The sequence below is a fragment of the Pseudomonas sp. Ps21-P2 genome, assembly GCF_039672565.1.
Classification (GTDB): Bacteria; Pseudomonadota; Gammaproteobacteria; order Pseudomonadales; family Pseudomonadaceae; genus Aquipseudomonas.
Genome location: NZ_JBDFPL010000005.1, coordinates 108,238 through 132,286, shown reverse-complemented (window position 1 = coordinate 132,286; position 24,049 = coordinate 108,238). Strand labels below are relative to the sequence as shown.

General features: G+C 63.1%; 20 protein-coding genes. 2 read left to right on the top strand and 18 right to left on the bottom strand.

From position 1 onward, the window contains the following. The first annotated feature begins 191 nt into the window (after positions 1-191). On the top strand, positions 192-1,019 hold the full coding sequence (locus ABEH28_RS14305) for a formate/nitrite transporter family protein (RefSeq protein WP_192174650.1): 828 nt from the start codon (positions 192-194) through the stop codon (positions 1,017-1,019). A 74-nt stretch (positions 1,020-1,093) separates the two neighbouring features. Beyond that, positions 1,094-2,092 (top strand): GTP 3',8-cyclase MoaA, encoded by a 999-nt coding sequence (moaA, locus tag ABEH28_RS14300; RefSeq protein WP_192174649.1) that lies wholly within the window; start codon positions 1,094-1,096, stop codon positions 2,090-2,092. Between the two features lie 88 nt (positions 2,093-2,180). Here moaA and ABEH28_RS14295 read toward each other — a convergent pair whose 3' ends face one another. The 18 genes from ABEH28_RS14295 to ABEH28_RS14210 form a co-directional block, all read right to left on the bottom strand. Continuing rightward, a complete protein-coding gene (locus tag ABEH28_RS14295; RefSeq protein WP_346630297.1) occupies positions 2,181-3,002 on the bottom strand; it encodes an alpha/beta hydrolase in 822 nt (273 codons plus the stop codon). A 764-nt stretch (positions 3,003-3,766) separates the two neighbouring features. Further along, on the bottom strand, positions 3,767-5,773 hold the full coding sequence (locus ABEH28_RS14290) for a methyl-accepting chemotaxis protein (protein WP_282370671.1): 2,007 nt from the start codon (positions 5,771-5,773) through the stop codon (positions 3,767-3,769). A gap of 122 nt (positions 5,774-5,895) precedes the next feature. Beyond that, entirely contained in the window at positions 5,896-6,645 is a 750-nt protein-coding gene (gene phnP, locus ABEH28_RS14285) for a phosphonate metabolism protein PhnP (RefSeq protein ID WP_346630296.1), read from the bottom strand. Beyond that, complete coding sequence (phnN, locus tag ABEH28_RS14280) at positions 6,636-7,202, bottom strand: phosphonate metabolism protein/1,5-bisphosphokinase (PRPP-forming) PhnN (protein WP_346630295.1); 567 nt, start codon at positions 7,200-7,202, stop codon at positions 6,636-6,638. The genes phnP and phnN overlap by 10 nt, the downstream gene beginning before the upstream one ends. Beyond that, positions 7,202-8,365, bottom strand: coding sequence for an alpha-D-ribose 1-methylphosphonate 5-triphosphate diphosphatase (locus tag ABEH28_RS14275; RefSeq protein WP_346630294.1), 1,164 nt, complete (start codon positions 8,363-8,365; stop codon positions 7,202-7,204). The genes phnN and ABEH28_RS14275 overlap by 1 nt, the downstream gene beginning before the upstream one ends. After that, positions 8,359-9,108, bottom strand: a complete 750-nt coding sequence (phnL, locus tag ABEH28_RS14270) for a phosphonate C-P lyase system protein PhnL (protein WP_346630293.1) — start codon at positions 9,106-9,108, stop codon at positions 8,359-8,361. The genes ABEH28_RS14275 and phnL overlap by 7 nt, the downstream gene beginning before the upstream one ends. 22 nt (positions 9,109-9,130) lie before the next feature. Further along, positions 9,131-9,961 (bottom strand): phosphonate C-P lyase system protein PhnK, encoded by an 831-nt coding sequence (gene phnK, locus ABEH28_RS14265; RefSeq protein WP_133775369.1) that lies wholly within the window; start codon positions 9,959-9,961, stop codon positions 9,131-9,133. Further along, positions 9,958-10,851, bottom strand: a complete 894-nt coding sequence (locus ABEH28_RS14260) for an alpha-D-ribose 1-methylphosphonate 5-phosphate C-P-lyase PhnJ (RefSeq protein WP_346626121.1) — start codon at positions 10,849-10,851, stop codon at positions 9,958-9,960. The genes phnK and ABEH28_RS14260 overlap by 4 nt, the downstream gene beginning before the upstream one ends. Further along, entirely contained in the window at positions 10,848-11,921 is a 1,074-nt protein-coding gene (locus ABEH28_RS14255) for a carbon-phosphorus lyase complex subunit PhnI (protein ID WP_346626122.1), read from the bottom strand. The genes ABEH28_RS14260 and ABEH28_RS14255 overlap by 4 nt, the downstream gene beginning before the upstream one ends. Further along, positions 11,921-12,538, bottom strand: a complete 618-nt coding sequence (gene phnH, locus ABEH28_RS14250; protein ID WP_346630497.1) for a phosphonate C-P lyase system protein PhnH — start codon at positions 12,536-12,538, stop codon at positions 11,921-11,923. The genes ABEH28_RS14255 and phnH overlap by 1 nt, the downstream gene beginning before the upstream one ends. 26 nt (positions 12,539-12,564) lie before the next feature. Continuing rightward, the gene (gene phnG, locus ABEH28_RS14245; protein ID WP_346626123.1) at positions 12,565-13,047 is read right to left on the bottom strand and encodes a phosphonate C-P lyase system protein PhnG; all 483 of its coding nucleotides are present in this window, start codon (positions 13,045-13,047) and stop codon (positions 12,565-12,567) included. Positions 13,048-13,061: 14 nt separating this feature from the next. Next, positions 13,062-13,781 (bottom strand): phosphonate metabolism transcriptional regulator PhnF, encoded by a 720-nt coding sequence (gene phnF / locus ABEH28_RS14240; RefSeq protein ID WP_346626124.1) that lies wholly within the window; start codon positions 13,779-13,781, stop codon positions 13,062-13,064. A gap of 39 nt (positions 13,782-13,820) precedes the next feature. After that, positions 13,821-14,609 (bottom strand): phosphonate ABC transporter, permease protein PhnE, encoded by a 789-nt coding sequence (gene phnE / locus ABEH28_RS14235; RefSeq protein ID WP_122535792.1) that lies wholly within the window; start codon positions 14,607-14,609, stop codon positions 13,821-13,823. Positions 14,610-14,699: 90 nt separating this feature from the next. Next, positions 14,700-15,704 (bottom strand): phosphonate ABC transporter substrate-binding protein, encoded by a 1,005-nt coding sequence (gene phnD, locus ABEH28_RS14230; RefSeq protein ID WP_346626125.1) that lies wholly within the window; start codon positions 15,702-15,704, stop codon positions 14,700-14,702. Positions 15,705-15,770: 66 nt separating this feature from the next. Continuing rightward, a complete protein-coding gene (gene phnC / locus ABEH28_RS14225; protein ID WP_346626126.1) occupies positions 15,771-16,604 on the bottom strand; it encodes a phosphonate ABC transporter ATP-binding protein in 834 nt (277 codons plus the stop codon). Between the two features lie 1,021 nt (positions 16,605-17,625). Further along, positions 17,626-19,518 carry a methyl-accepting chemotaxis protein gene (locus tag ABEH28_RS14220; RefSeq protein ID WP_346628257.1) on the bottom strand — a complete coding sequence of 631 codons (1,893 nt, stop codon included), beginning with the start codon at positions 19,516-19,518 and terminating at the stop codon, positions 17,626-17,628. Positions 19,519-19,883: 365 nt separating this feature from the next. Continuing rightward, complete coding sequence (locus ABEH28_RS14215; protein ID WP_192172203.1) at positions 19,884-20,555, bottom strand: response regulator; 672 nt, start codon at positions 20,553-20,555, stop codon at positions 19,884-19,886. Next, positions 20,530-23,931, bottom strand: coding sequence for an ATP-binding protein (locus ABEH28_RS14210; protein WP_346630292.1), 3,402 nt, complete (start codon positions 23,929-23,931; stop codon positions 20,530-20,532). Before ABEH28_RS14210 ends, ABEH28_RS14215 begins: the two co-directional genes overlap by 26 nt. Positions 23,932-24,049 lie beyond the last annotated feature (118 nt).

Here is a 24,049-nt window from a genome sequence, read left to right as displayed (position 1 = left end):
CTAATTGATCAGGCCTTTTGGGCGCCCTCTGCCATGCGGTTTAACGTCGCAGCGGCGCGCCCATCAGAGATCGGCGCCGTGTCGGCTGACACTCCCGCGCACCAAGACTGGATGCTTGAACCCCTTCTTCGTTTTCGCGTCATGGCTCATTCCGTCGTGGCGCGGTTCATTGCTTGTGAGCCTGAAAGCCTATGTCCATCAATACACCGCAGCAGATCGCCGAGATCACCATCGAGGCCGGCGTCAAGAAGACCCATCTGCCGACCCCGGCGATCCTGGTGCTGGGCTTTCTCGCCGGGGCGTTCATCGCCCTGGGCTTTTTGCTGGACATCCATGTCAGCACGATGATCCCGCCGCAGTGGGCCTCATTGGGCAACCTGCTGGGCGCGGCGGTGTTTCCGCTGGGTCTAATTCTGGTGATCCTCGCCGGCGGCGAGCTGCTCACGGGCAACATGATGAGCCTGCCGACGGCGATGTTTGCCGGTCGGGTGCCGCTGTCGGCGGTGGCTCGGAACTGGGCGCTGGTCACCTTCGCCAACCTGCTGGGCGCGCTGTTCGTCGCCTACTTCTTCGGCCATGTGCTGGGCCTGACGGAAGGTGCGTACCTGGCCAAGACCCTGGCCATCGCCAAGGCCAAGGCCAGCGCTGATTTCAGCCAGGCGTTTATTTCCGGCATTGGGTGCAACTGGCTGGTGTGTCTGGCGGTCTGGTTGTCATACGCCAGCAAAGACGTGACCGGAAAGGTCGTTGCCATGTGGTTCCCGATCATGGCCTTCGTCGCCATCGGCTTCCAGCACGTCGTCGCCAATATGTTCGTGATCCCGGCGGCGATCTTTGCCGACGCACTGAGCTGGACCGATTTCGTTGAAAACTTCGTCGCGGTGTTCCTGGGCAACGCCGTGGGGGGTGCAATTTTCGTCGGGCTCGCGTATTACGTGTCCTATTCGAAAGCCATTCAGGCTTCGGCCACCGGCGTCGCTGCAGCGAGTATCGAGCAGCAGACCGGTCGCCAGATTTAACGCTGCAGCCGCGCGCTTCGTTGCTGCAGGCGCGCACCCTGTTTCTGCCACGCGTCACGTTGTGAGACTAATCAATGTCAGATCGAGTCCTGATGGACAGCTATTCACGCAAGGTCGATTACGTCCGCATGTCGGTCACGGATCGCTGCGATTTTCGCTGCGTGTATTGCATGGCCGAGGACATGACGTTCCTGCCGCGTCAGCAGATTCTCTCCCTCGAAGAAATCCATCAACTGGCCGAGCGTTTCGTAGCGCTCGGCACCAAGAAGATTCGTCTGACCGGCGGTGAGCCACTGGTGCGCTCCGGCATCGTCGGGCTGGTTCGCAGCATCGCCGCCCTGCCCGGCCTGCGCGAACTGTGCATGACCACCAACGGCTCGCAGCTGGACAAGCTCGCCGTGCCGCTGTTCGAAGCCGGCCTCAAGCGCCTCAACATCAGCCTCGACAGCCTGGACCCGGCGCGCTTCAAGGAATTGACCCGCACCGGTGATCTGAGCAAGGTCATCGCCGGGATCGACGCTGCCAATGCGGCGGGTTTCGAGCGCACCAAACTCAATTGCGTGGTGATGCAAGGCCGCAACGACCACGAGATTAATGATCTGGTCGCCTTCGCCATCGATCGCGGCGTCGATATCACCTTCATCGAAGAGATGCCGCTGGGCACGATCAGCGAGCACAGCCGCGCCGAGTCGTTCTACTCCAGCGAGCAGGTGCGTGAGCGCATCGCCGAGCGCTACACCCTGGTCCACTCGACTGAAACCACGTCCGGGCCTTCGCGCTACTGGCGAGTGGCTGAAGCGCCGCACATCCGCATCGGCTTCATCTCGCCCCACAGCCACAACTTCTGCGCAACCTGTAACCGTGTTCGGGTCACGGTGGAAGGTCGTTTGCTGTTGTGCCTGGGCAACGAGCATTCGGCCGATCTGAAAGCCGTGCTGCGGGCCAATCCGGGGCAGCCGGACAAGCTCGAGAAAGCCATCGTCAACGCCATGCAATTGAAGCCGTGGAAGCACAACTTCGAGCTCAACGATGACGTGCAGGTGGTGCGCTTCATGAACATGACCGGCGGCTGAATACGCCCTGGGGCTGAGCTGTCAGCGCCTCATGAAACGCCTGGCAGCCTCCAGCCCCGAGACCGCCAGTCCTTGCCGGACAGGCTGATCAGCCCTTGATGAAGCCCAGCAGAATCCCGTTGATCTCTTCCGCCTGAACCGTGCACATGCCGTGGGAACCACCCTCGACCACGTGCAATGTCGAGCCTTCTACCAACTCGTGACTCTTGTAGCCGGACGCGACGATCGGCACGATCTGGTCGTCATCGCCGTGGAGGATCAGGGTTGGCACGTCGATCTTTTTCAGGTCTTCGGTGAAGTCGGTTTCCGAGAACGCCTTGATGCAATCGAATTCGCCCTTGACGCTGCCGAGCATGCCGATGGACCAGAACGAGTCGATGGCGCCCTGGGAGGTTTTCACGCCGTCGCGGTTGAAGCCGAAGAACGGCACGGCCAGATCCTTGAAGAATTGCGAGCGGTCGGCGGTGAAGCCGGCGCGGATGCCATCAAACACGTCGATCGGCAGGCCTTCGGGGTTTGCGTCGGTTTTGAGCATGAGGGGTGGCACGGCGCCGATGAGGACGGCTTTGGCAACGCGGGCGGTGCCGTGACGGCCGATGTAGCGGGCGACTTCACCGCCGCCGGTGGAGTGGCCGATCATGATGGCGTCTTTGAGGTCGAGGGCTTCGAACAGTTGGGCGAGGTCGTCGGCGTAGGTGTCCATGTCGTTGCCGTCCCAGGTCTGGCCGGAGCGGCCGTGGCCACGGCGGTCGTGGGCGATGACGCGGTAGCCGTGCTGGCCGAGGAAGAGCATTTGTGCATCCCATGCGTCGCCGTCGAGGGGCCAGCCATGGGAGAAGACGATCGGCTGGCCGGTGCCCCAGTCTTTGTAGAAGAATTCGGTGCCGTCTTTCAGGGTCAGGGTGGTCATGGGATGCGGTCCTCGGGATAGGGTGCGGGGGGAAGGTTGAGCGTAGTCGCTCGTGGCGGGGCTGGATTGGAGATATGTGCTTAATTGCCGCGGCCAGACTTGAAGCCAAATCGAGATCTAGAGCCAGATCAAGATCAAGGGCGTCTGCCTGGGGGCAGACTATTTCGCCTTCGGCGAGTTACTTGGAAAAGCACCCCAAGTAACCAAGGGTGCCTGCTCCTAGTTGGGTTCCTCCTTCGTCGGAATACCCTCACTCCGGTCTCGCTCCGTGGGCCCGCGCCGAACGGACATCCATGTCCTGACGGCGCTCTCGCCGCATCCATGCGGCTCGGCCCACTCCACGAGACCTGCGTTCAGCCTGCACCCAAGTCGCGATTGGCGGTGACTGAGCCTTTTGCGTACGAAGATCAAAAGCAGATAGATGGCGCTGTTGGTAGGACACGCTTTAGCCGGGAAAGCGCAAGGCGTCACGCAGCAAATCTTGTGGTGTTCAAACTGGCCTCTTCCCGGCTAAAGCCGGTCCTACAGGCCGCATCTCTGATCGTGCCTACGCTCTGCGTTCAGACCCGGTTAAAACCGGTCTCACGGACTGTACGCGCTGCTGTTAGTGGGACCGGCTTTAGCCGGGAAGAGGCCGGTGTGGACGCCATCAATCTCTTGGCAACCACCATCCCTGTGGGAGTGAGCTTGCTCACGAAGACGGCGTGTCGGACGCTGAAGATTTGATCGTGCTCACGCCCGGCCTAACCAGCGCGCAAGATGCCTCAGCCCTGGCTGCCTCCGCGGCTCAACGCACCCAGACGACCGGAGATCGACTGCATGCCTTTGCCCAGTTCGCGCAGGGTGCCGGCATCCCGGGCGCCTTGTTCGCTGGAGGCGTGGATGCGCACCGCCAGCTCGTTGATTTCGTGGGTGACGTGGCTCTGCTCCTGGGCGGCCACGGCGATTTGATGGGCGCGCTGGACGATGTCGTCGAAGCTGAAGACGGTGGTGCCCAGTGTGGCGGCAACATTGACCGCCTGCTGCACCGACTCACGGGTGCGATGGGCACCGTTCTGCATCGTCGAGACCGCCGCACTGGAGGCCTGACGCAGTTGCGAGATCATCTCCTGAATTTCGTTCGCCGAGGCCTGGGTTCTCCCGGCCAGCGTGCGCACCTCATCCGCCACCACCGCAAAGCCACGGCCCTGCTCGCCAGCGCGCGCCGCTTCAATGGCGGCGTTCAGGGCCAGCAGGTTGGTCTGCTGGGAGATCGATTTAATCACCTCCAGCACGCTGCCCACGCGTTCGATGTCATCGCCCAATTGGGTGATCGCGCCCGCCGCGCCGGCAATGTCCGTTGCCAGCACTTCGATGGACTGGCTGTTGCTGTTGACCTGATCCTGGCTTTTCTGCGCATCGCCCAGGGAACGGCGGGCGGTGTCGGAGCAGTCGGTGGTGTTCTGGGCGACTTCGTTGGCACTGGCCGACATCTCGGTGATTGCGGTCGCCAGTAAGGTGTTGTCCTGACGCTGGGATTCGGCCCGCTCGGCGACGCCTTGGGACAGCTGCGCCAGCTCGTTGGCCTGGCGTTCCAGGGACACCGACTCTTCGGCGATGCGGTGCAGCATGTCGCGCAGGGAACCGGCGTAGCGGTTGACCGACTCACGCAACGCACCGATCTCGTCGGCCCGCACGATGGCCAGCTGAGTATCGATCTGACCGCCCTGCCCCAGACTCGATATCTGCGCGGTGGTTTCCTCCAGTTGAGCCAACAGGCGCTTGCCGGCCAGCCAGGCCAGACCCAGCAGCACGCCAAGCAGCGGCAGCAGAAACAACAGAATCTGTCCGGTGAGGCGGTTGGCCAGGCCGACGACGCGGGCTTCCGGGGTCACCAGCCCAATGCGCCAGCCCGTGCCGGCCATGGTCGCCAGGGTGACGTAGGCCGGGCCGTTGAGCCGACCGTCGTGCTCAATCCTCAGGGTCGAGAGGGCCGAAGTGTTGCTCGCGAGCTGATCAGCCACCGGCTTCAACCAGGGTTGTTCCTGGCTCAAACCGGTAATGGTCAGCAGGCCCTTGGTGCCCTTCGCATCGGGGAAATACAGCAAATTCCCTGAAGGATCGACCGCAAATGCGTAGCCGTCCGTAACGCCGCCTTTCTCTTTGAGGAAAGCTGCCAGACCATCAAGTTTCAAATCGATGGTCGCGACACCGGCGAACGCGCCCTGCGCCCGATAAGGGACGCTGCAGGTGGTCATTGCCACGCCGCTGACCGGGTCCTGATAGGCATCGGACCAGACGCAACGTCCCGCCGGTGCGGACTTGGCCCCGGTGTACCAGGATTCAGCCTGATAAGGCGGCGTTTTGGCCTGATTGTATTCGTCCGAGAAGCCCAGTCGGTTGCTGGCGTCCCGTGCCCAGAAAAAACTGCGACGTTCGGTGCCTGGGGAAAAGGCATTGGGCTCCGGCCACACGCCGCCACCGGCGATGGCAGAATCCCCCTGGCTGTCGATCAAGCCGGGGAAATTGCTCATGTACAGGGTTTCTTCGTGGGGCAGTGTCTCGGCCAGCAGCGCCATGGCGGCAGCGGTCCCCTCGATGCGGCTCAATGGCAACGCCAGCTGACGGGTAATGGCGCTGGCTGACTGCTCCGCCGACTCGGTGCCGGCGGCCACCAGTTGGGGTTTGCCCCCCAGGGTCATGACCGCGAAAATCGCGACGGCCGTGAGAATCAGCAATGTCAGGATCCCCAAGGTCATTCGTCCAGCAATACGGCGGGGAATCAACGACATGGTCAAGCTCCGAAGGAAATGTAGGGCTACATTTGCAACGGCCGTGACAGGGAAAAGTTGAAGCCGGACCGAGGTTTAACCGACATGGGCGACAGGTGGTTATAGGACGACTGGCCAAACGTTCAGACCTCCATTGCGTCCCGCGCCACCCGAATGTGGTCGGGCAGCTCTGCGGCATGCTCCATCAGCCACGCATCCAGCGTATGCCCGACATGGGTCAACACGGCCTGATCGGGCTTCACCGCTGCAATGATCTGCAGCGCCACATTCACATCATTGTGGTTGCGCGGCGTCTGCGGTTGCGGCGGCATGGAGCAGTCGAGGACCAGCACATCCAGCGCCTGGCGCTGCAAGAAGGTTTGGGTGTCGTGGGGCAAACCGACGGTGTCGGTGAGATAGGCGATGCGGCGGCCACCGCCTTCCAGCAGGTAACCCAGCGTCGGCTTGGAGTGCAGCAGCGGCAGCGCGGTGACTTGCAGTTCGCCCAGGGCGCGGCTTTCGAACGGCATGAAGGGCTGACTGAAATCGAGAATGCCGGGGTGTTTGTACAGGTCCGACAGCCCTTCCGGGTCCACCGGGCCGTGGACCGGGATGACCAGACCCTGGCCCCAGCGCAGGTGCAACAGGCCCTGGGCATGGTCGGCGTGGTAGTGGGTTTGCAGGATGCCGCTGAGGCTGCGCGGCGGGAAGCGTTCAGTCAGGTCGGGCAAGCCGCTGTCGATCAGCCAGCGTTGCTCCCCTAGTTCCACCAGCGCGCAACACGGGCGGCGGCGCAAGCGTTGGTCGGCGTAGGCGGCGCGACAGGCCGCGCATTCGCAGCCGTAAACCGGGACTTGCCGCGCATCCCCCGTGCCCAGCAGGGTCAGGCGCATGCGGGGTTTCGCTCCAGTCGCTGCAACAGTCGGGCGACGGTTTGTTCCAGCGCACCGGAGTTGTCCAGCACGATCAGCGCGGGGTCATTAACCTGCAAATCGTCAGCAAACTGGGCATTGCGCGCCAGTCGGGTTTCGATGTCTTCGGCCGATTCCCTTGCCCGGCTGAGTAATCGATCCCGCAGCACCGATTGATCCACCGTCAGCAGCACCACCCACAGCGACGGATACCGCGACCGCGCTTGGGGCAGATGGCCGCGCGAGCCGTTGACCAGCACGTCGTGCCCGTCGGCCAGCCATTGATCGATCTCTTTCGGGATGCCGTAATGCAGGCCGTTGGCGAACCAGTCGAGTGCAAACGCCCCCTCGGCCTGCAGCGCCTCGAAGCGCTCGATGCTAACGGCCTGGGCCGCTTCGCCCTTGGCTTCCGCCGAACGGGTGATGACCCGACGCACGATGCGGCAGTCCCGCGCAGCCAACGCCTCGCGGGCCGCGTCCAGCAGGCTGTCCTTGCCCGAACCCGACGGCCCGATGATATAGATCAACCTGCCTGCCATCAGAACACCCTCTTCGCTTGTCGCCAGACTTGTTGAATGATTGGCAGTGTGCCGATAGCCCGGGCGTGGATCAGGTCGGCGCGCAGGCCGACGCGAATCTCGCCGCGATCATGCAAGCCCGCCGAACGGGCCGGTGCCAGGCTCACCGTGGTCACGGCACGCGCCAGTCCGGCGCCTGTCGAGTCATCCGCTGCATCCAACTGGGCGCCCAGGGTGAACGCCGCCTGCAACAGGCTGGCCGGATAGTAATCGCTGGAGAGAATATCCAGTAGCCCTTCTTCGGCCAGTGTCGCCGCCGCGATGTTGCCCGAGTGCGAGCCGCCGCGAACGATGTTCGGCGCGCCCATCAACACGCTCATGCCCAGACGCCGGCAGCCCTGCGCGGCCTCGAGGGTGGTCGGGAACTCGGCGATGCTCATGCCATAGGCCGCCGATTCCTCGACGTGGGCCAGTGTCGCGTCGTCATGGCTTGCCACCGACAGCCCGCGCGCCAGGCAGATGTCGACGATGGCCCGGCGATAACGGTCGCTGTAGGTCTTGGAGTTGGCGACCTGCTCGACAATGAAGGCGTCCATTTGCTCGCTGCTCAGGTGGTACTTGCCCATGTAGTACTCACGGTACTTGGATTCGAGGGCGAACTGGCGCTGGCCCGGCGAATGGTCCATCACCGACACCAACTGCACCAGCGGCTGCTCGACCAGGTCGCGGAACACGCTGAGGGTGTCGGGGTGGCAAACCTCGCAGCGCAGGTGCAGGCGGTGCTCGGCGCGGGTCATGTCGGCGGCGTTGGCCTTGGCGATCGCGTCGACCATGCCCGGCAGTTGCTGCATGCGCTTGCCCTTGGGATTGACGTCGCCGATGGACAGCGCGTCGAACACCGTGGTGATGCCCGCCGCGATGATTTGCGCGTCGTGGCTCATCACCGCCGAGGCCGACGGCCAGTCCACACCGGGGCGCGGGCTCAGGTGTTTTTCCAGGTTGTCGGTGTGCAGCTCGACCAGCCCCGGCAGCAGGTAATCGCCGTTGAGGTTTTGCGCCTGGGACAGCTGGCTGATGCTGTCGTCGACTTCACTGATCACACCGTCGCGCAGCACCACGGTGCCGGTGAAGACCTGCTCGGCAGTGACGATCTTGGCGTGGGTCAGGATCTGTTCGTTCAGCATTGTTCGGTCTCCTTCGGGCTCGATGCCATGGATGCCAGTGAGGCCTGCGGATCAAGGTCGGGCGGGGTCATGTCCAGATGACGGTCGGACACCGCTTCCCGGGCCAGTCGGTCGTGGAAGATGCCGATCACCGCAGCGCCGGCGCTCTTCGCTTCATTGATCAATTCGAGGACCACCTGGCGATTGCCGTCGTCCAGCGAGGCGGTCGGCTCGTCCAGCAGCATCACCGGCCACGGCACCATGAAGCCGCGGGCGATGTTGACGCGCTGCTGTTCGCCACCGGAAAACGTCCCCGGCGCCAGTTGCCACAGGCGCTGCGGGATGTTCAGCCGGGCGAGCAGATGCTCGGCGCGGGCCTGGGCGTCTTCGCGCTTCCAGCCACGGGCCAGCGCCGGTTCCATGACCACGTCGACGGTGGCGACGCGAGGAATCACCCGCAGAAACTGGCTGACGTAACCGAGGGTGTGCTGGCGCACTTGCAGCACCTCCCGGGGCGCAGCGCCGACCAGTTCCAGCCATTCGCCCTGATTCTGCACGCGAATGCTGCCGCCGGCCGGCAAGTAGTTGCCGTACAGGGTGCGCAGCAGCGTGCTTTTGCCCGCGCCGGAATGGCCGTGAAGCACCAGGCATTCGCCGCCGCCGACGGAGAAATTCAAGCCGCGCAGCACGTTGAGCACGACGCCGTTCTGCTGGTGCAGGGTGAAGGTTTTCGAGAGGTCACGGACCTCGATCAGCGTGTTCATTGTAGGCATCCCGAGAGGCGGATCATGGCTGCAGCACCGAAGACACCAGCAGCTGCGAATACGGATGTTGCGGGTCGTCGAGGATCTGGTCGGTGAGGCCGGTTTCGACGACGTGGGAACGGCGCATGACCATCAGCCGATCGGCGAGCAAGCGGGCCACGGCCAGGTCGTGGGTGACGATCACCACCGCCAGGTCCAGCTCGCGCACCAGACCGCGCATCAGGTCGAGCAAACGCGCCTGCACCGACACGTCGAGGCCGCCGGTGGGCTCGTCCATGAACACCAGCCGTGGGCCGGACACCAGATTTCGGGCGATTTGCAGGCGCTGCTGCATGCCGCCGGAAAAGGTCCGCGGCAGGTCGTCGATGCGCGCCGGGTCGATCTCCACCTGATTGAGCCAGTCAAGCCCCGCCGCCCGCAGCGCCTGATAATTGCGCACGCCCTGGGCCATCAGCCGCTCGCCGATATTGGCCCCGGCCGACACCGCCATGCGCAGGCCGTCGCGGGGGTTCTGCTCGACGAAGCCCCATTCGGTGCGCAGCAAGGTGCGCCGTTCGGCCTCGCTGGCGCTGTACAGGTCCAGCCACTGGCCGGCGCTTTTGTGGGTGTCGGCGAGGCGGTAATCGATGACGCCGCTGTCGGGCGGGCAACGGCCGCTGAGCAGTGAAAGCAGCGTCGACTTGCCCGAGCCGGACTCGCCGACAATGCCCAGCACCTCGCCGGGGTACAGCTCGAAACTGACGTCCTGGCAGCCTTTTTCAGGGCCGTACAACTTGGTCAGGCCACGCACTTTCAGCAGCGGCTGGGTGCGATCGCTGACGGCATCGCGGTCGATCTGTTGAGCAGCGTTCATTGCGTGCCCCTCCCCTGACTGACCCGTTGCGCGCAGTAGTCGGTGTCCGAGCAGACGAAGCTTTGGGTGCCCTGGTCGTCGAGGATCAGCTCGTCGAGGAACGAGTCCTGGCTGCCGCAGATGACGCAGTTGTGTTCCCACTTCTGCACTTCAAAAGGGTGATCTTCAAAATCGAGGCTGGTGACGCGGGTAAAGGGCGGCACGGCGTAAAGACGCTTCTCGCGACCGGCGCCGAACAGCATCAATGCCGGGCTCATGTCCAGCTTGGGGTTGTCGAATTTGGGGATCGGCGACGGGTCCATGACGTAGCGCTCGTCGACGGTCACCGGGTAGGCGTAGGCCGTGGCGATGTGGCCAAAGGTGGCGATGTCTTCGTAGAGCTTGACGTGCATGACGCCGTAATCATTCAGCGCGTGCATGGTGCGGGTCTCGGTTTCCGACGGTTCGATGAAGCGCAGCGGCTCGGGAATCGGCACCTGATAGACCATGATCTGATCGGCGTGCAGCGGCGTTTCCGGAATGCGGTGGCGGGTCTGGATGATCGTCGCTTCGGGGGTGCGCTCGGTAGTGGCGACGCCGGCGGTGCGGGCAAAGAAACGGCGAATCGACACGGCATTGGTCGTGTCGTCGGCGCCCTGATCGATGACTTTGAGCACGTCCTCGGCGCCGAGGATCGCAGCGGTCAGTTGCATGCCGCCGGTGCCCCAGCCATAGGGCAGCGGCATTTCACGGCCACCAAAGGGCACTTGATAACCGGGAATCGCCACGGCCTTGAGCAGCCCGCGACGGATCATGCGTTTGGTCTGTTCATCCAGATAGGCGAAGTTGTACGCCTCATCTCTCGGCGTCGATGGTAAAGGCTGTGGGCGTGGCGGCGTGGCAGCATTCATTGGGCCTGCTCCCTGGAGGGCGTGCGCAGTTTGCGGATCAGTTCCAGTTCGGCCTGGAAGTCCACGTAGTGGGGCAATTTCAAGTGCGAGACGAAACCGGCGGCTTCGACGTTGTCGCAGTGGGCCAGGACGAATTCTTCCTGCTGGGCCGGCGAGACGATTTCCTCGCTGTATTCCCCGGCGCGCAGCGAGCGGTCCACCAGCGCCATGCCCATGGCTTTGCGTTCGGCGTGCCCGAAAGCCAGGCCATAGCCGCGAGTGAACTGCGGCAGCTCGGTGGAGGAACCGACGAACTGGTTGACCATCTCGCACTCGGTCACTTCGATGGCGCCGATGGAGATCGGAAAGCCCAGCTCTTCCGGCTCGATCCACACCTCCACTTCTCCCACCCGAATCTCCCCGGCAAACGGGTGATTGCGGCCGTAACCGCGCTGGGTCGAATAACCCAGCGCCAGGAGAAAGCCTTCATCGCCCCGGGCCAGCGCCTGCAGACGTTCGGCGCGGCTGGCCGGGTACTCCAGCGGCTCGCGGGTGATGTCGGCGACCGGCGCGCCGGTGTCCTGTTCTTCCTTGATCAGGCCTTCTTTTGCGAGCAGCCCCAGCACCCGCGGACAGTCTTGAACAGCGGCGTCCGCCAGGGCTTCAGGGCCGGGAAATTCGCCTTCTGCCAGCAAGGTGAAATCCAGCAAACGGTGGGTGTAGTCGAAGGTCGGGCCCAGCAGTTGCCCGCCGGGGACGTCCTTGAACGTGGCCGACAGACGTCGGTTGAGCTGCATGGCCGAGGTGTCGATGGGCAGGCTGGCGCTGAAGCGGGTCAGCGTCGTGCGGTAGGCGCGCAGCAGGAAAATAGCTTCAACCAGATCGCCGGCCGATTGCTTGATCGCCAGCGCCGCCAGTTCGGCGTCGTACAGCGAGCCTTCGGTCATCACTCGGGCGACAGCGAGCGGCAGTTGCTGACGGATCTGTTCCACGCCCAGCTCGGCAACCGAGGTGTCGCCCCGGCGCTGTTTCGCCAGCAGTTTGTGGGCATTGTCGATGGCCTGTTCGCCACCCTTGACGGCGACGTACATCAGGCCACCCCTCTTGACGGCTGAGGCTTGAACAGCACCTGGGTGCTGCGCGGCAGGCCGAGCAATTCATTGCCGGCGACGAAGAACACGTCGATGCCCCGGGGGAAGTCATTGCGCGATTCCCGCTCCTGCCAGAACGCTTCCTGCAACGGCAGGCTGACGTGGTTTTTGCTTTCGATGCCCGGGCCACGCCAGGCCAGTTGCGTGCCGCCCTGCAGGCTCGGCAACTGGACCAGCAGCGTGCAGGACTGATCGGGATAACGGTCGTTGCCCAGGTCGAAACCGCTGAGGTCGTGCAACTGGCTGTCGTCGAGCAGCGCGAAGCGGGCGTTCTGCCGGTCGCTGACGATCGGGCAGCCACAATGGAAGGTCAGGTTGGCGCGAATGGCCTGGGTGTCGAACGCCGGCGCGAGCCACAGCGGCGTGTCGATGTCCAGCAAGGCCAGGCACAGGGCGTGGCTGGCCGCAGCAAGGCCTTCGAGGTGCGGCGGGGTTTGCGTGGCGAGCAGGCTTTGCGCGACACCGGGACCGGCCAGCGCCTTGAGGGCGGCGCGAAAACTGCGCTGGGCATCCAGCACCGGATCGGCAAATGCCGGCTGCAACAGCGAAGCGGGCAAGGATTGAGTGGCGAGAGAGGTGCTCATCAGTTTTCTCCTCTGACCAAGGTGAAGAAGTCCACTTTGGTCGCGGCGGTTTCGGCTTGTTGTTGAGCCCGACGCAGATCCTGCGCGCGGGCCAGCGGGTCGATCAGGTCAGTCATCCAGTGCGCCTGTTGGGCGCCCTGCAAATGCGCGTCGGCGAGGGCGGCGAGTTCGGCGTGGGCCTTGTCGCGCCCGGCCAGGTAGCTGAAGCCGGTGCGGCCGTCGGCCAGGCGCACCACGCAGCGGGTCACGGTCATTTCGCCGACGTTGAACGGCGCACCGCTGCCGCCCATGCGGCCCCGCACCAGGGTCATGCCAATTTCCGGCGCACGGATCAGTTGGTAGTCGGCGTCACGCAACGCGGCTTCATGGGCCAGCAGTTCGGCGCGGCGGCTGCGCGCGAGCACGCCAATCCAGTGCTGGCGGACAGCGTGGCCGGGTGTTTGGGCGTCGGGCGCGCTGGAAGAAACGGGTGTGGCAGTCATCAAGGGCATCTCCGTCAGGTGACGATCTGATACTGGAAGCGGTCGGAGCGGCTGGTGGAATGGGCTATCTCCACCGGGTTTCCGTGCGCATCGTGGGAAAGGGTCAGCACCGTCAGCGCCGGCAAGTGGCGCGGCATCAGCAGCACGCTGGCTTCTTCGCGACTGGGCAGGCGCGCGCCGATCAGGCTGAAGGTGCGGGTCAATGGCAACTGACGTTCGGTGAGAAACTGGCGCACCGAACCGCTGACGTAGTCGGCGATCAACGACGCGCGGGTGGCGCAGTAGCGGTGGCGAATCAGGCAGACCGGCTGGCCGTCGAGGCGGCGCAGGGTTTGCAGTTCGATCAGCGGCGCATGGGGTTCGAGGCCCAGATGCCCGGCCTCCTCCGCCGTCGCCGTGCAATGGCGGCGTTGCAGCAGCACCGCTTCGACGCCATGGCCCAGCGCCGCGAGGGATTCGCTGTAGGCGCTGCCGGCCGCGACCGGGTACACCAGCGGACGGCCCAGCACCTGGGTGCCTTTGCCCTGGCGGCGCAGCAGGCTGCCTTCGCGCACCAACTCGTCGATGGCCCGGCGCACGGTGTGCCGGTTGACCTCAAAGCGCGCCGCCAGCTGGATTTCGGCGGGCAGGTATTCACCGGCGGTGTAGCGGTCGAGTTCACGGCGCAGGGTCTGCGCCAGTTCGAGGTACATCGGTTCTCGGTGTAGGGCTTCGGATTGTCTAGACAACTGCATGGCTAAAAAAAGGGTTCGCACCCTCTCCTGTCGTGGTCATTAGATGAACTGCTTGCGCAGGCGCTGGGAGAAGATGTCGATGACGCTCACCACCACGATGATCACCAGCAGCACCGAGCAGGTCTGGGTGAACTGGAAGGCGCGGATGTTTTCCCAGAGGATCACGCCGATCCCGCCGGCACCGACCATCCCCACCACCGTCGCCGAACGCACGTTGGATTCGAAGCGGTACAGCGCGTAGGAAATCCACAGCGGCATCACCTGCGGGATGACCCCGAAGATCACTTCCTGCAAGGCACTGGCGCCGGTGGCTCGAACGCCTTCGACCGGGCCTGGATCAATCGCCTCCACTGCTTCGGCAAACAGCTTGGCGAGCACGCCGGTGGTGCTGATCCACAACGCCAGCACGCCTGCGAATGGGCCGAGGCCGACCGCCACAACGAAGAGCATGGCGAAGACCATTTCGTTGATCGATCGGAACGAATCCATGACCCGGCGCAGCGGTTGATGAATCCACCACGGCGTGATGTTGTCGGCGCAAAGGATGCCCAGCGGCACCGAGCAGACGATCGCCAGCAACGTGCCCCACAGGGCGATCTGCACGGTGACGATCATTTCCTTGAGGTACGCGCGCCATTCGTGGAAGTCGGGCGGGAAGAAGTCGGCGGCGAAAGTCGCCATGTTGCCGGAGTCGCGGTACAGGGCGAGCGGGTTCATTTCCGCGCCGTGCCAGGCCCATGCCATCATTGCCAGGAACAGGCCCCAGCCCAGGTATTGCGGCCAGCTGCGCTTGCCAGCGGCCTGGATGTAAGCAGCGTGAGTGGTCATAAAAAGTCCGGTTGCGATCGGGTGAGGCGTCATGACTGGCGCGCCGTGCCTGCACGGGGCTTACCCCCACAGGCAGGCGCGCCCCGTGCATCAACCCGCCTTGGCGGTGCCTTGTTTTTCCAGCTCGGAAATACGGTCCTGCAGCTTCGCCAAACCCGCGTCGATGTCCTTCAGGCGGGTGGCCTTTTCTTCGGCGCTGAGGGTGGTGCTGGCGGTGGTTTCGGTCTTCTGCTTGAACAGCTCGAGCTGGCGGATGGTCAGCAACTGGTCATCCGAGGACTTGAGGAACTTGCCCATCTGCATGTTCTTCAGCACGGCCTTTTCTTCGTCGGTGTCGCCGTAGTTGGCGAAGAAGTCACGGATCTTGATCTTCTCCGCGTCGGACATGCCCTTGCGCCAGACCATCGGGTCGGCCGGGATCAGCGGCGACTTCCAGATCACCTTGAGCATGGCGGCCTTGTCCGGCTGGGTGACTTCCAGACGGTCCCAGCTTTCGGTGTTGAAAGTGGCGACGTCCAGTTGCCCTTTGGCCACGCTGAGGGCGTTGACTTCGTGGCTGGAATTCAGCGTGCGTTTGAAGGCGGTGGCGGCGTCGATGTGATTCTGCGCGAACACGTAGTAGCCCGGCACCAAGTAGCCCGAGGTGGAGTTCGGGTCGCCGTTGCCGAAGGTCAGTTCCTTGGCGTGCTTGAGCATGTCCTCGACCGAATTGATCGGGCTGTCCTTGCGCGCAATGATCACACTCCAGTAGCCGGGCGCACCGTTGGCGGCGCCGGTCTGGGCGAAGATTTCGCCGCCGGAACGGTCCACCGCCTCCATGGCCGCCTTGTTGCCCAGCCAGGCCACGTCGACCTTGTTGAAACGCATGCCCTGAATCAGGCCGGCATAGTCGGAGGCGAACGTGGCGTTGACTTTGAGCCCGGTCTTTTTCGACATGTCGTCGAGAAACGGCTGCCACACGCTTTTCAGGTTCTGCGACGACTCGGTGGACATGATGCCGAAGTTGATGACGTTGTCGTCGGCCTGCGCGTTGCCCAGCAGGCAACCGGCAACGACAGCGGCAGACGCGAAGACGCGCCCGATACGGTTCAACATGGGGAACTCCCGGAGCTGGTTTTGGGTGTGGGTTGGGTGTTGCCTGTTACCGGTGCCGCCACTGAGTCAGGCGCGAGCCATCATCAGTCGCGACGGTCGTTCGGTGTCTCGCGCGCTGCCGTCGAACATCAGGCTGGTATCGGCGTCGGCGCCATACAGGTCGTTGAGGAACTGGCTGTTGAGCTCGGCGCCGTTGCCGTCGAAGTGAATGCGCCCGCCCTTGAGCGCCACGGCACGCGGGCAATAGCGCACGGCGTAATCCACTTGATGCAACGTGACGACGACGGTCTTGCCGTCCCGGCGATTGATGTCGGCGAGGATTTCCATGACCTTGCGCGCAGACTCGGGGTCGAGGGAGGCAATGGGCTCGTCGGCGAGAATGACTTCGGCCTGCTGGGTCAGCGCGCGGGCGATGGCCACCCGCTGCTGCTGGCCGCCGGACAGGGTCGAAGCCCGCTGCGGCGCCAGATCGGCGAGGCCGACGCGGTCAAGGTTGGCCATGGCCCGGGCCTTTTCCTCGGCGTTGAACAGCCCCAGGCTGCCACGCCAGCGAGGCATACGGCCCAGACAGCCGAGGAGCACGTTGTCGAGCACGCTCAGGCGATTGACCAGATTGAACTGCTGAAAGATGTAGCCGATGTCAGCCCGCAGGCGGCGCACTTTGCCGTTCAGCCGGCCCGAAGCCTGCACTTCCCGGCCCAGCACCTGGACGCTGCCGCCATTGGTGCGATCACAACAGGCCAGACCGGCCAGATGGCGCAACAGCGTGGATTTGCCGGAACCGGAAGCGCCGATCAGCGCAACCATTTCCCCGTGTTGTATAGACAATGCAAGGTCAACCAAAGCGGTCTTTCGGGCGAATGTCTTGTTCAAGCGGTCGACGTGGATGGCTGCGGTCATGGGCTTCTCTGGTGTTGTGATTCCAGCGTCCTGCCGGGGATGAATGATCAGCCGCACGACCGTCCTTGGCCGCGTTCGGTGCGAGTGACATTAGGGGCAGCCTGTGGCAGTTCCATGAATCGACGATGACGGCGGCGTTTCACTTCGGAGACGGTTTGATGCGGGATTTTTCGGGGGGTTTGTGGACATCACGAGGTTAAAGGGCGGTCTGGCGGCTGTGCGGGCTAGACAAGTTGGAGGGTTGTTGAGGATTCAGTGGAGGGGATTGCGGGAGGGCTGAAACAAATAATTCGTGCCGTTGGTCCATTGGCAGAATGCGATGCCGCTAGTGGGACCGGCTTTAGCCGGGAAAGCGTCGGATGTCACGTTGCGGAATTTAGGGTGTTCAGACTGGCCTCTTCCCGGCTGAAGCCGGTCCCACTAAAAGCAACGCGTACATTCAATGGAAATGACATCAGCCGGAACATTGCAGGATGGGGCTGGCGGAACGCGATGCACTTAGTGGGACTGGCTTTAGCCGGGAAGGCGTCGGGGGTCGCGCTGCGGGATTAGGGGTGTGAAGGCTGGCGTGTTCCCGGCTGAAGCCGGTCCTACAAGAGCACCGTATCCCGTCAGTGAGACCTGTGACGCGGAGCGTCAGGGGATGCATTTCCACGCGGAGCGTAGGGAACGATCACCTCGTACCTAGTGGGACCGGATTCAGCCGGGAAGCTTTTGATCTTGATTTGCTTTTGATCTTCATACGCAAAAGGCTCAGTCACCGCCAATCGCGACTTTGGTGCAGGCTGAACGGAGGTCTCGCGGAGTGGGCCGAGCCGCATGGATGCGGCGAGAGCTGCCCCCCGCCATGGATGGCGGATGGCAGCGGGCCCACGGAGCGAGACCGGAGTGAAGGAACCCCGAGGCACGAGGGGCCAAGCCAGGAGCAAGCACCCTTGGTTACTTGGGGTGCTTTTCCAAGTAACTCGCCGAAGGCGAAACAGAGGCCGTTAGGCCGACGCTCTTGATCTTGATAAGGCGTTTAGATCCGGAAAGTGCCGACCAGATGCTGCAGCCGTGCCGTCTGATGCTCCAGATGCGCACAAGCATCCAGAGTAGATTTCAGGTTATCGACGCCCTCCTGATTCAGCGTATTGATCTCCGTAATGTCGACATTGATCGACTCCACCACCGCCGTCTGCTCCTCGGTCGCGGTCGCCACCGACTGGTTCATGCCATCGATCTCACTGATCCGGCGGGTCACGCTATTGAGCCGTTCGCCCGCCTGATTGGCGATAGTCACACTGTTCTCGCTCTGGCGCTGGCTCTCGGTCATGTTGATCACCGCATCGCGCGCGCCGACCTGCAACTCCTCGATCATGCCCTGCACCTGCTGCGCCGAATCCTGGGTGCGGTGGGCCAGGTTTCTCACCTCGTCCGCCACCACCGCAAAACCACGCCCCGCTTCCCCTGCCCGCGCCGCTTCGATGGCAGCGTTGAGCGCCAGCAAGTTGGTCTGCTGAGAAATACCGGTAATCACTTCCAGAATCTGCCCGATGTTGGCGGTCTTGTTGTTCAGCGTTTCAATGTTGGCGCACGACTCGCTGATCTTCTCCGACAGCTGATTCATCGCCGTGATGGTCTGGCTGACAACGCCCTGCCCTTCGCTGGCCAGTTGCGTGGCCTCGCTGGAATGCTGCGACGCCAGCGCGGCGTTCTGGGCGATCTCCTGAGCGGCGGCGCCGAGCTGGTTGATCGCAGCGGCCACACTGCTGGTGCGGCTGGTCTGCTGATCGGAATTGCCCATCGACGAGTTCGAGGCACCGACCACGCGGGCCGCGACTTCACCCAGCTGCCCGGCGGTGGAGGCCACTTCGCGGATCGAGCCGTGAATACGCTCCACAAAACGGTTGAACGACTGCGCCAGCGCGCCAAACTCATCCTGGGACACGATGGCCAGACGCATGGTCAGGTCACCTTCTCCGTCGGCGATGTCCTGCATGGCACGGCCCATCTGGTGCAACGGCTGCATCAGCACGCGGATCAACAGGCCCAGCAGCACCATGATGATCGCCACAGCGATGACCATCGCGAAAATTGCCGAAGAGCGGAATTCGCTCAGCATCGAGTAGGCCGCGTCGCGGTCAAGCACCAGCGCCACGTACCAGTTCGCCGACGACAGCCCCTCCACCTTGGTAAACGAGATGATCTGCGCCTTGCCGCCGGACTCGATTTCCGCCACGCCCGGCGCGATGGTTGGCGCACCGCTCGGATAGGCTTCGCTGACGTTCTTGAGGATCAGCTTGCTGTCCGGGTGAATCAGAATCTTGCCGTCGGCGCTGACGATGTACGCATAACCGTGGCCGCCGAAGTTCAGCGAGTTGATGGTCTTGCTGATGGCGTCCAGGGAAATGTCCGCACCCGCGACGCCGATCATCTGCCCTTGCTGGCGGACCGGCGTGGCCAGTGTCACCACCAGCTTGCCCGACGACGCCGCGATGTACGGCTCGGTGACGATAATGCCCTGCGCCGCATCGGCCGCCTTGTACCAGCCACGGGCCCGCGGGTCATAGTCGGCCGGGCGATTGCCCGTCGGCACGGAGAACATCACGCCGTCCTTGCTGCCGAAATAACTGAGCTGGAAATTGCCCGGATACACCGGCAAACCGATCGCCCGCTGCAAGCTGCCCTGGGCCGGACCGTCGACCGCGATCTGCTGGGCCATGGAGTTGAGCAACTGCGTGCGGCTGTCGAGCCAGGTTTGAATGTTTTGCGTGGTCAGACTGCCCATCTGTTGAAGTTCGGAGGCGACGCTATTCTTCAGGGTTTCGCGCTGGCGATAATCGTTCACCAGAATAAAACACGAGAAAGCAACTACCACGATGAGTGCAGCGGCCAGCAAGATCTTTTTGCTGAAACCCAGACGTTTGATCATATGCGTGTGTCCATAACAGAGATGACAGCGACAAGAGTGCGATGCCGATAGGTGCGCTGCGCTTTGCACGGGTGCTGCAGGAAAGAGAAGGCACGGCCTGAAAGATGTTTCGGCAGCGAACGCGGGGAATTTAGGGCCGGTTGTCGATGAAAGTTGAGTGCTGTTCTATGAGGGGAGAAATAGTTCAACTTCAATTCAATTGCGGGGCATTAGTTCAAATAGTGGATCCAATAAAGACCGTTAGTTATATAGGGCTTATATAGCCGAGCTAAATACTGGCAGGTTTAATAGCCAATCTGTTTGCGCAGCCAATTGCGACCGACTCCGACGGTAGGACCAGCTTCAGCCGAGAAGTTTTTGAGGGATCACACCCGATCGGTCATCGCTGCCATGGCCACGGAGGTGGCAGCGGTGCGGGTTTCGACGCCGAGTTTGATGTAGATGTGTTCCAGGTGTTTGTTCACCGTTCGCGGGCTCAGTTGCAGGATGTCGGCGATGTCTTTGTTGGTTTTGCCGCAGGACACCCAGCGCAGCACTTCGATTTCCCGGTCGGTGAGCTGGAAGCGGCGGGACAATTTGCCGTAGGCGGATTTGTCTTCGAACGTCACCGGCTGCGACGCCGTGCGGGCGGTTTGCAGGATGCGCGCGGTGCGCAAATGTGAAGCGACCCGGGCCAGCACTTCGGCGCACTCGATCGGCTTGGTGACATAGTCGATGGCGCCGGCCTCGAAACCCTGCACCACGTGCTCGCTGTCGGTCAGCGCGGTCATGAACAGCACGGGGATGTTGGCGGTGTCCGGTTGCGCCTTGATCTGGCGGCAGGTGTCGAAGCCGTTCAGGCCGGGCATCATCGCGTCCAGCAGAATCAGGTCCGGACGCCGACGCTGGATGCGGGTCAACGCACTGTGCCCGTCCAGCGCCACCAGCACCATGTACCCCGCCTCGTCCAGCGCATCGGACAGCAGCGCCAGGTTATCGGGTACGTCATCGACGATCAGGATGACGCCGTTTTCAGCGGCTCGGGTCATGGCGTCCATTAAGGGCCTCCTTCAGTTGAAGACTGAGTTCATCCAGGCGAAAACCGGACGCCAGGGTTCGCAGGCGGGTGACGAAACCGGCGCTGTAGGTGTTCTCGCGCTCGATGGCGTCGAGTTTTTGTTGAATGCCACGGATGTAGCCCAGGCCGCACAGTTCATACAGCTCTTCCAGATCCTCCCGCGACGGCAACACCCCCGGCGTCTGCACGAGCAACGGGGCGCTGCGCAAACGCCGCTGCCAGGTCAGTTGCAGATGATGCTGAATGCGGTCCAGCAGTTGCGGCAAATGCAGGGGTTTGGCCAGGTAGTCATTGCACACCTGCAGGCTGCGTTCCTTGTCATCGGCGAAGGCATTGGCGTTGGCCGACAGCACGATGATCGGCGCCAGGGACAGCGCGTTGCGGCGGATCATCCGACTGGTCGCCCAACCGTCCATGTCCGGCATGGACAGGTCCATCAGGATCAGGTCCGGGTGCAGCAGCGACACCTGCCTGACCGCCTCTTGCCCGTTGGCCGCCTGCGCCACGTCAAAACCCAGCGGCATGAGCATGCCGCTGATGACCTTGCGGTGCTCGATGTGATCGTCCACCACCAGAATCAGCCGCCGCGGACCGTCGTAACCGATGACGTCGTGGTTGACGTCGATGATCGCCTTGGGCACCCGCACTTCGGACAGGAACAGCCGCACCTGAAACCGCGTCCCTTCCTCGGGCTGGCTGCTGACGGACAGGGCGCCGCCCATCAACGCCGTGAGCATCCGCGTGATGGTCAGCCCCAGCCCCACGCCGTTGTCTTGCCGTACCAGCCCGCCCCGTTCGAACGGCTGGAAAATCCGTTCGATCTGTTCCGGCGCGATGCCGATCCCGGTGTCGATGATGTCGAAGGTCGCTGTTTCACGCCGGTAACTGACGCGCAGGCAGACTTCTCCGCTGTCCGTAAAGTTGATCGCGTTGCCCAGCAGGTTGATCAGAATCTGCCGCACCCGCTTCTCGTCGCCGCGCACCACTTCCGGCATGCGCCCGATCAGCTCCAGGCGAAAGTGCAGGCCTTTCTCCCGGGCCGTGCTGGCGAACATTTTCTCCAGATCGTCGAGAAACTCCTGGAACAGGATTTCCGTCGGCTCCAGCCGCAGCTTGCCGGCTTCGATCTTGGCCACGTCCAGCAGGCCGTCGATCAGCGACAGCAAATGCGAACTGCTGCGCATGATGGTCGCCAGGGAATCCAGGTGTTTACTCGGGGTGGCGACGTCCCGCTGCAGGATCTGGGTGAAACCGAGAATGCTGTTGAGCGGCGTGCGCAGCTCGTGGGAAAGCCCGGTGACGTAGCGACTCTTGGCGGCGTTGGCGGCCTCCGAGGCTTCCTTGGCCTCCTGCAGCGCCTGATCGGTTTTGTGGTGCGCCTCGATTTCCTGCATCAGCAACGCTGTCTGCCGCTCGGATTCTTCCAGGGCCACGCGCCGGCTCTCCCGGGTCAGCACCACCCACCAGGCCAGTACGCCGGCGAACACGCAAAAGGTCAGGAACGCCTTGAGAAACGCCAGCATCAGGGTGTGATGCACCTGCGGTGATTGATCGATCAGCCCATGTGAGACCTGGCTGTAAATCATCGTCAGCGCCCCGGTCAGGGTCAGCACCAACACGGTGAGCAGGCCCAGGTAGTGCGCCAGCCGGGTGTGCAGGTACTGGCGCGGCAAGCGGGGCAGCAGGCGGCCGATCAGGTCCTCGAATTGCATCGACAGCCGCGAGCGGGTTTTGCATTGATCGCCGCAGCGGGCGTCCAGCGAACAGCACAACGAGCAGATGGGCGAACCGTACGCCGGGCACCAGGCCATGTCCGGGGTTTCGAAACGGTTGCTGCACACGCCGCAGCGCAGGCTGGTCTGGCGGCCGAGGGGGAACAGCAGACCGGGGTCGCTCTCCCGGGCGATGTAGTAACGGCCTTTGGTCAGCCAGGCGATCAACGGCGCCGCGATCAGGGCGCTGGTCAGGGAAATCAGCGGCGGCGCAGCCCGCGCCACCTCCCCCAGCGCACCGAAATGGGCACACATCGACAGCAATGAGGCAATGAACATCGCGCCGACGCCCACCGGGTTGATGTCGTAGAGGTGCGCGCGTTTGAATTCAATGTACTTGGGCGACAGGCCGAGAGGCTTGTTGATCACCAGATCGGCCACCAGCGCGCCGATCCAGGCGATGGCGACGTTGGCGTACAGGCCGAGCACTTCCTCGATGGCATCGAACACGCCCAGTTCCATGAGGATCAGCGCGATAGCGACGTTGAACACCAGCCAGACCACCCGGCCCGGATGGCTGTGGGTGACACGGGCAAAGAAGTTCGACCAGGCCAGGGACCCGGCGTAGGCGTTGGTCATGTTGATCTTGATCTGGGAAATGATCACGAACAGCACCATGGCCGCCAGCGCCCATTCCGGCGAGGCAAACACGTCGTTGAACGCCACCAGGTACATCTGCGTCGGCTCAGCCGCGCGCTCGATGGGCACTTGATGTTGCAGGGCGAGGAAGGCGAGAAAGGCGCCGGCCATGATTTTCAGGCCGCCGGGGATGACCCAGCCAGGCCCGGCCATCAGCACCGCGGCCCACCAGCGCTTGCGGTTGCGGCGGGTTTTCTCCGGCATAAACCGCAGGTAATCCACCTGCTCGCCGATCTGCGTCACCAGGGACAACGCCACGCTGAACGCGGCACCGAACAGCAGCAGATTGAACGTGCCGCCCTCGCCCTCCCGGCCGGCAAAGGTGGTGAGGTCGGACAGCGCGTCGGGGTTTTTCCAGATCACGAACACGTAGGGCACGATCAGTAACGTCAGCCACAACGGTTGCGACCACATTTGCAGGCGACTGATCAGGGTGATGCCGTAGGCCACCAGCGGGATGACGATGATCGAGCAAATCACGTACGCCAGCGCCAGCGGAATGTGGGTGTACAGCTCCAGCGCCAGCGCCATGATGGCCGCTTCCAGGGCGAAGAACAGGAAGGTGAAACTGGCGTAGATCAACGAGGTGATGGTTGAGCCGATGTAGCCGAAGCCGGCGCCACGGGTCAGCAGGTCCATGTCCACGCCATAGCGCGCGGCGTAGTAGCTGATGGGCAGCCCGGTGAAAAAGATCACCACCGTCATGGCGATGATGGCCCATAAGGTGTTGGTGAAGCCGTAGCTCATCACCAGCGCGCCGCCAATGGCTTCCAGTGCCAGGAACGACACAGCCCCGACAGCCGTGTTGGCGATGCGGAATTCCGACCATTTGCGGAAAGACTTGGGCGTGAAACGCAACGCGTAGTCTTCCATGGTCTCGTCGGCGACCAGACGATTGTAATCGCGGCGCACCTTGATGATGCGTTGAGAGCCGGAGGGTCGCACTGAGGGGTTCCTGATGAGAGAGAGCGAATTCGCCACTCACCGTCCTTGCTGGCGCGAAACTGAGAACTGTGTTCAAACAGCAACTTCTGTGCCGCGGGCGCAATCATGCCTCGTCCCG

What these genes read in the sequence shown, in the direction of transcription:
- ABEH28_RS14295 (WP_346630297.1), bottom strand. Translation starts at nt 3,002, where the DNA reads ATGACCACCCTGACCCTGAAAGACGGCACCGAATTCTTCTACAAAGAC.
- ABEH28_RS14305 (WP_192174650.1), top strand. Translation starts at nt 192, where the DNA reads ATGTCCATCAATACACCGCAGCAGATCGCCGAGATCACCATCGAGGCC.
- phnL (WP_346630293.1), bottom strand. Translation starts at nt 9,108, where the DNA reads ATGAACACGCTGATCGAGGTCCGTGACCTCTCGAAAACCTTCACCCTG.
- ABEH28_RS14215 (WP_192172203.1), bottom strand. Translation starts at nt 20,555, where the DNA reads ATGGACGCCATGACCCGAGCCGCTGAAAACGGCGTCATCCTGATCGTC.
- phnD (WP_346626125.1), bottom strand. Translation starts at nt 15,704, where the DNA reads ATGTTGAACCGTATCGGGCGCGTCTTCGCGTCTGCCGCTGTCGTTGCC.
- phnN (WP_346630295.1), bottom strand. Translation starts at nt 7,202, where the DNA reads ATGGCAGGCAGGTTGATCTATATCATCGGGCCGTCGGGTTCGGGCAAG.
- phnF (WP_346626124.1), bottom strand. Translation starts at nt 13,781, where the DNA reads ATGCAGTTGTCTAGACAATCCGAAGCCCTACACCGAGAACCGATGTAC.
- ABEH28_RS14275 (WP_346630294.1), bottom strand. Translation starts at nt 8,365, where the DNA reads ATGCTGAACGAACAGATCCTGACCCACGCCAAGATCGTCACTGCCGAG.
- phnC (WP_346626126.1), bottom strand. Translation starts at nt 16,604, where the DNA reads ATGACCGCAGCCATCCACGTCGACCGCTTGAACAAGACATTCGCCCGA.
- phnP (WP_346630296.1), bottom strand. Translation starts at nt 6,645, where the DNA reads ATGCGCCTGACCCTGCTGGGCACGGGGGATGCGCGGCAAGTCCCGGTT.
- phnK (WP_133775369.1), bottom strand. Translation starts at nt 9,961, where the DNA reads ATGAACGCTGCTCAACAGATCGACCGCGATGCCGTCAGCGATCGCACC.
- phnE (WP_122535792.1), bottom strand. Translation starts at nt 14,609, where the DNA reads ATGACCACTCACGCTGCTTACATCCAGGCCGCTGGCAAGCGCAGCTGG.
- ABEH28_RS14260 (WP_346626121.1), bottom strand. Translation starts at nt 10,851, where the DNA reads ATGAATGCTGCCACGCCGCCACGCCCACAGCCTTTACCATCGACGCCG.
- moaA (WP_192174649.1), top strand. Translation starts at nt 1,094, where the DNA reads ATGTCAGATCGAGTCCTGATGGACAGCTATTCACGCAAGGTCGATTAC.
- ABEH28_RS14290 (WP_282370671.1), bottom strand. Translation starts at nt 5,773, where the DNA reads ATGTCGTTGATTCCCCGCCGTATTGCTGGACGAATGACCTTGGGGATC.
- ABEH28_RS14220 (WP_346628257.1), bottom strand. Translation starts at nt 19,518, where the DNA reads ATGATCAAACGTCTGGGTTTCAGCAAAAAGATCTTGCTGGCCGCTGCA.
- ABEH28_RS14255 (WP_346626122.1), bottom strand. Translation starts at nt 11,921, where the DNA reads ATGTACGTCGCCGTCAAGGGTGGCGAACAGGCCATCGACAATGCCCAC.
- phnG (WP_346626123.1), bottom strand. Translation starts at nt 13,047, where the DNA reads ATGACTGCCACACCCGTTTCTTCCAGCGCGCCCGACGCCCAAACACCC.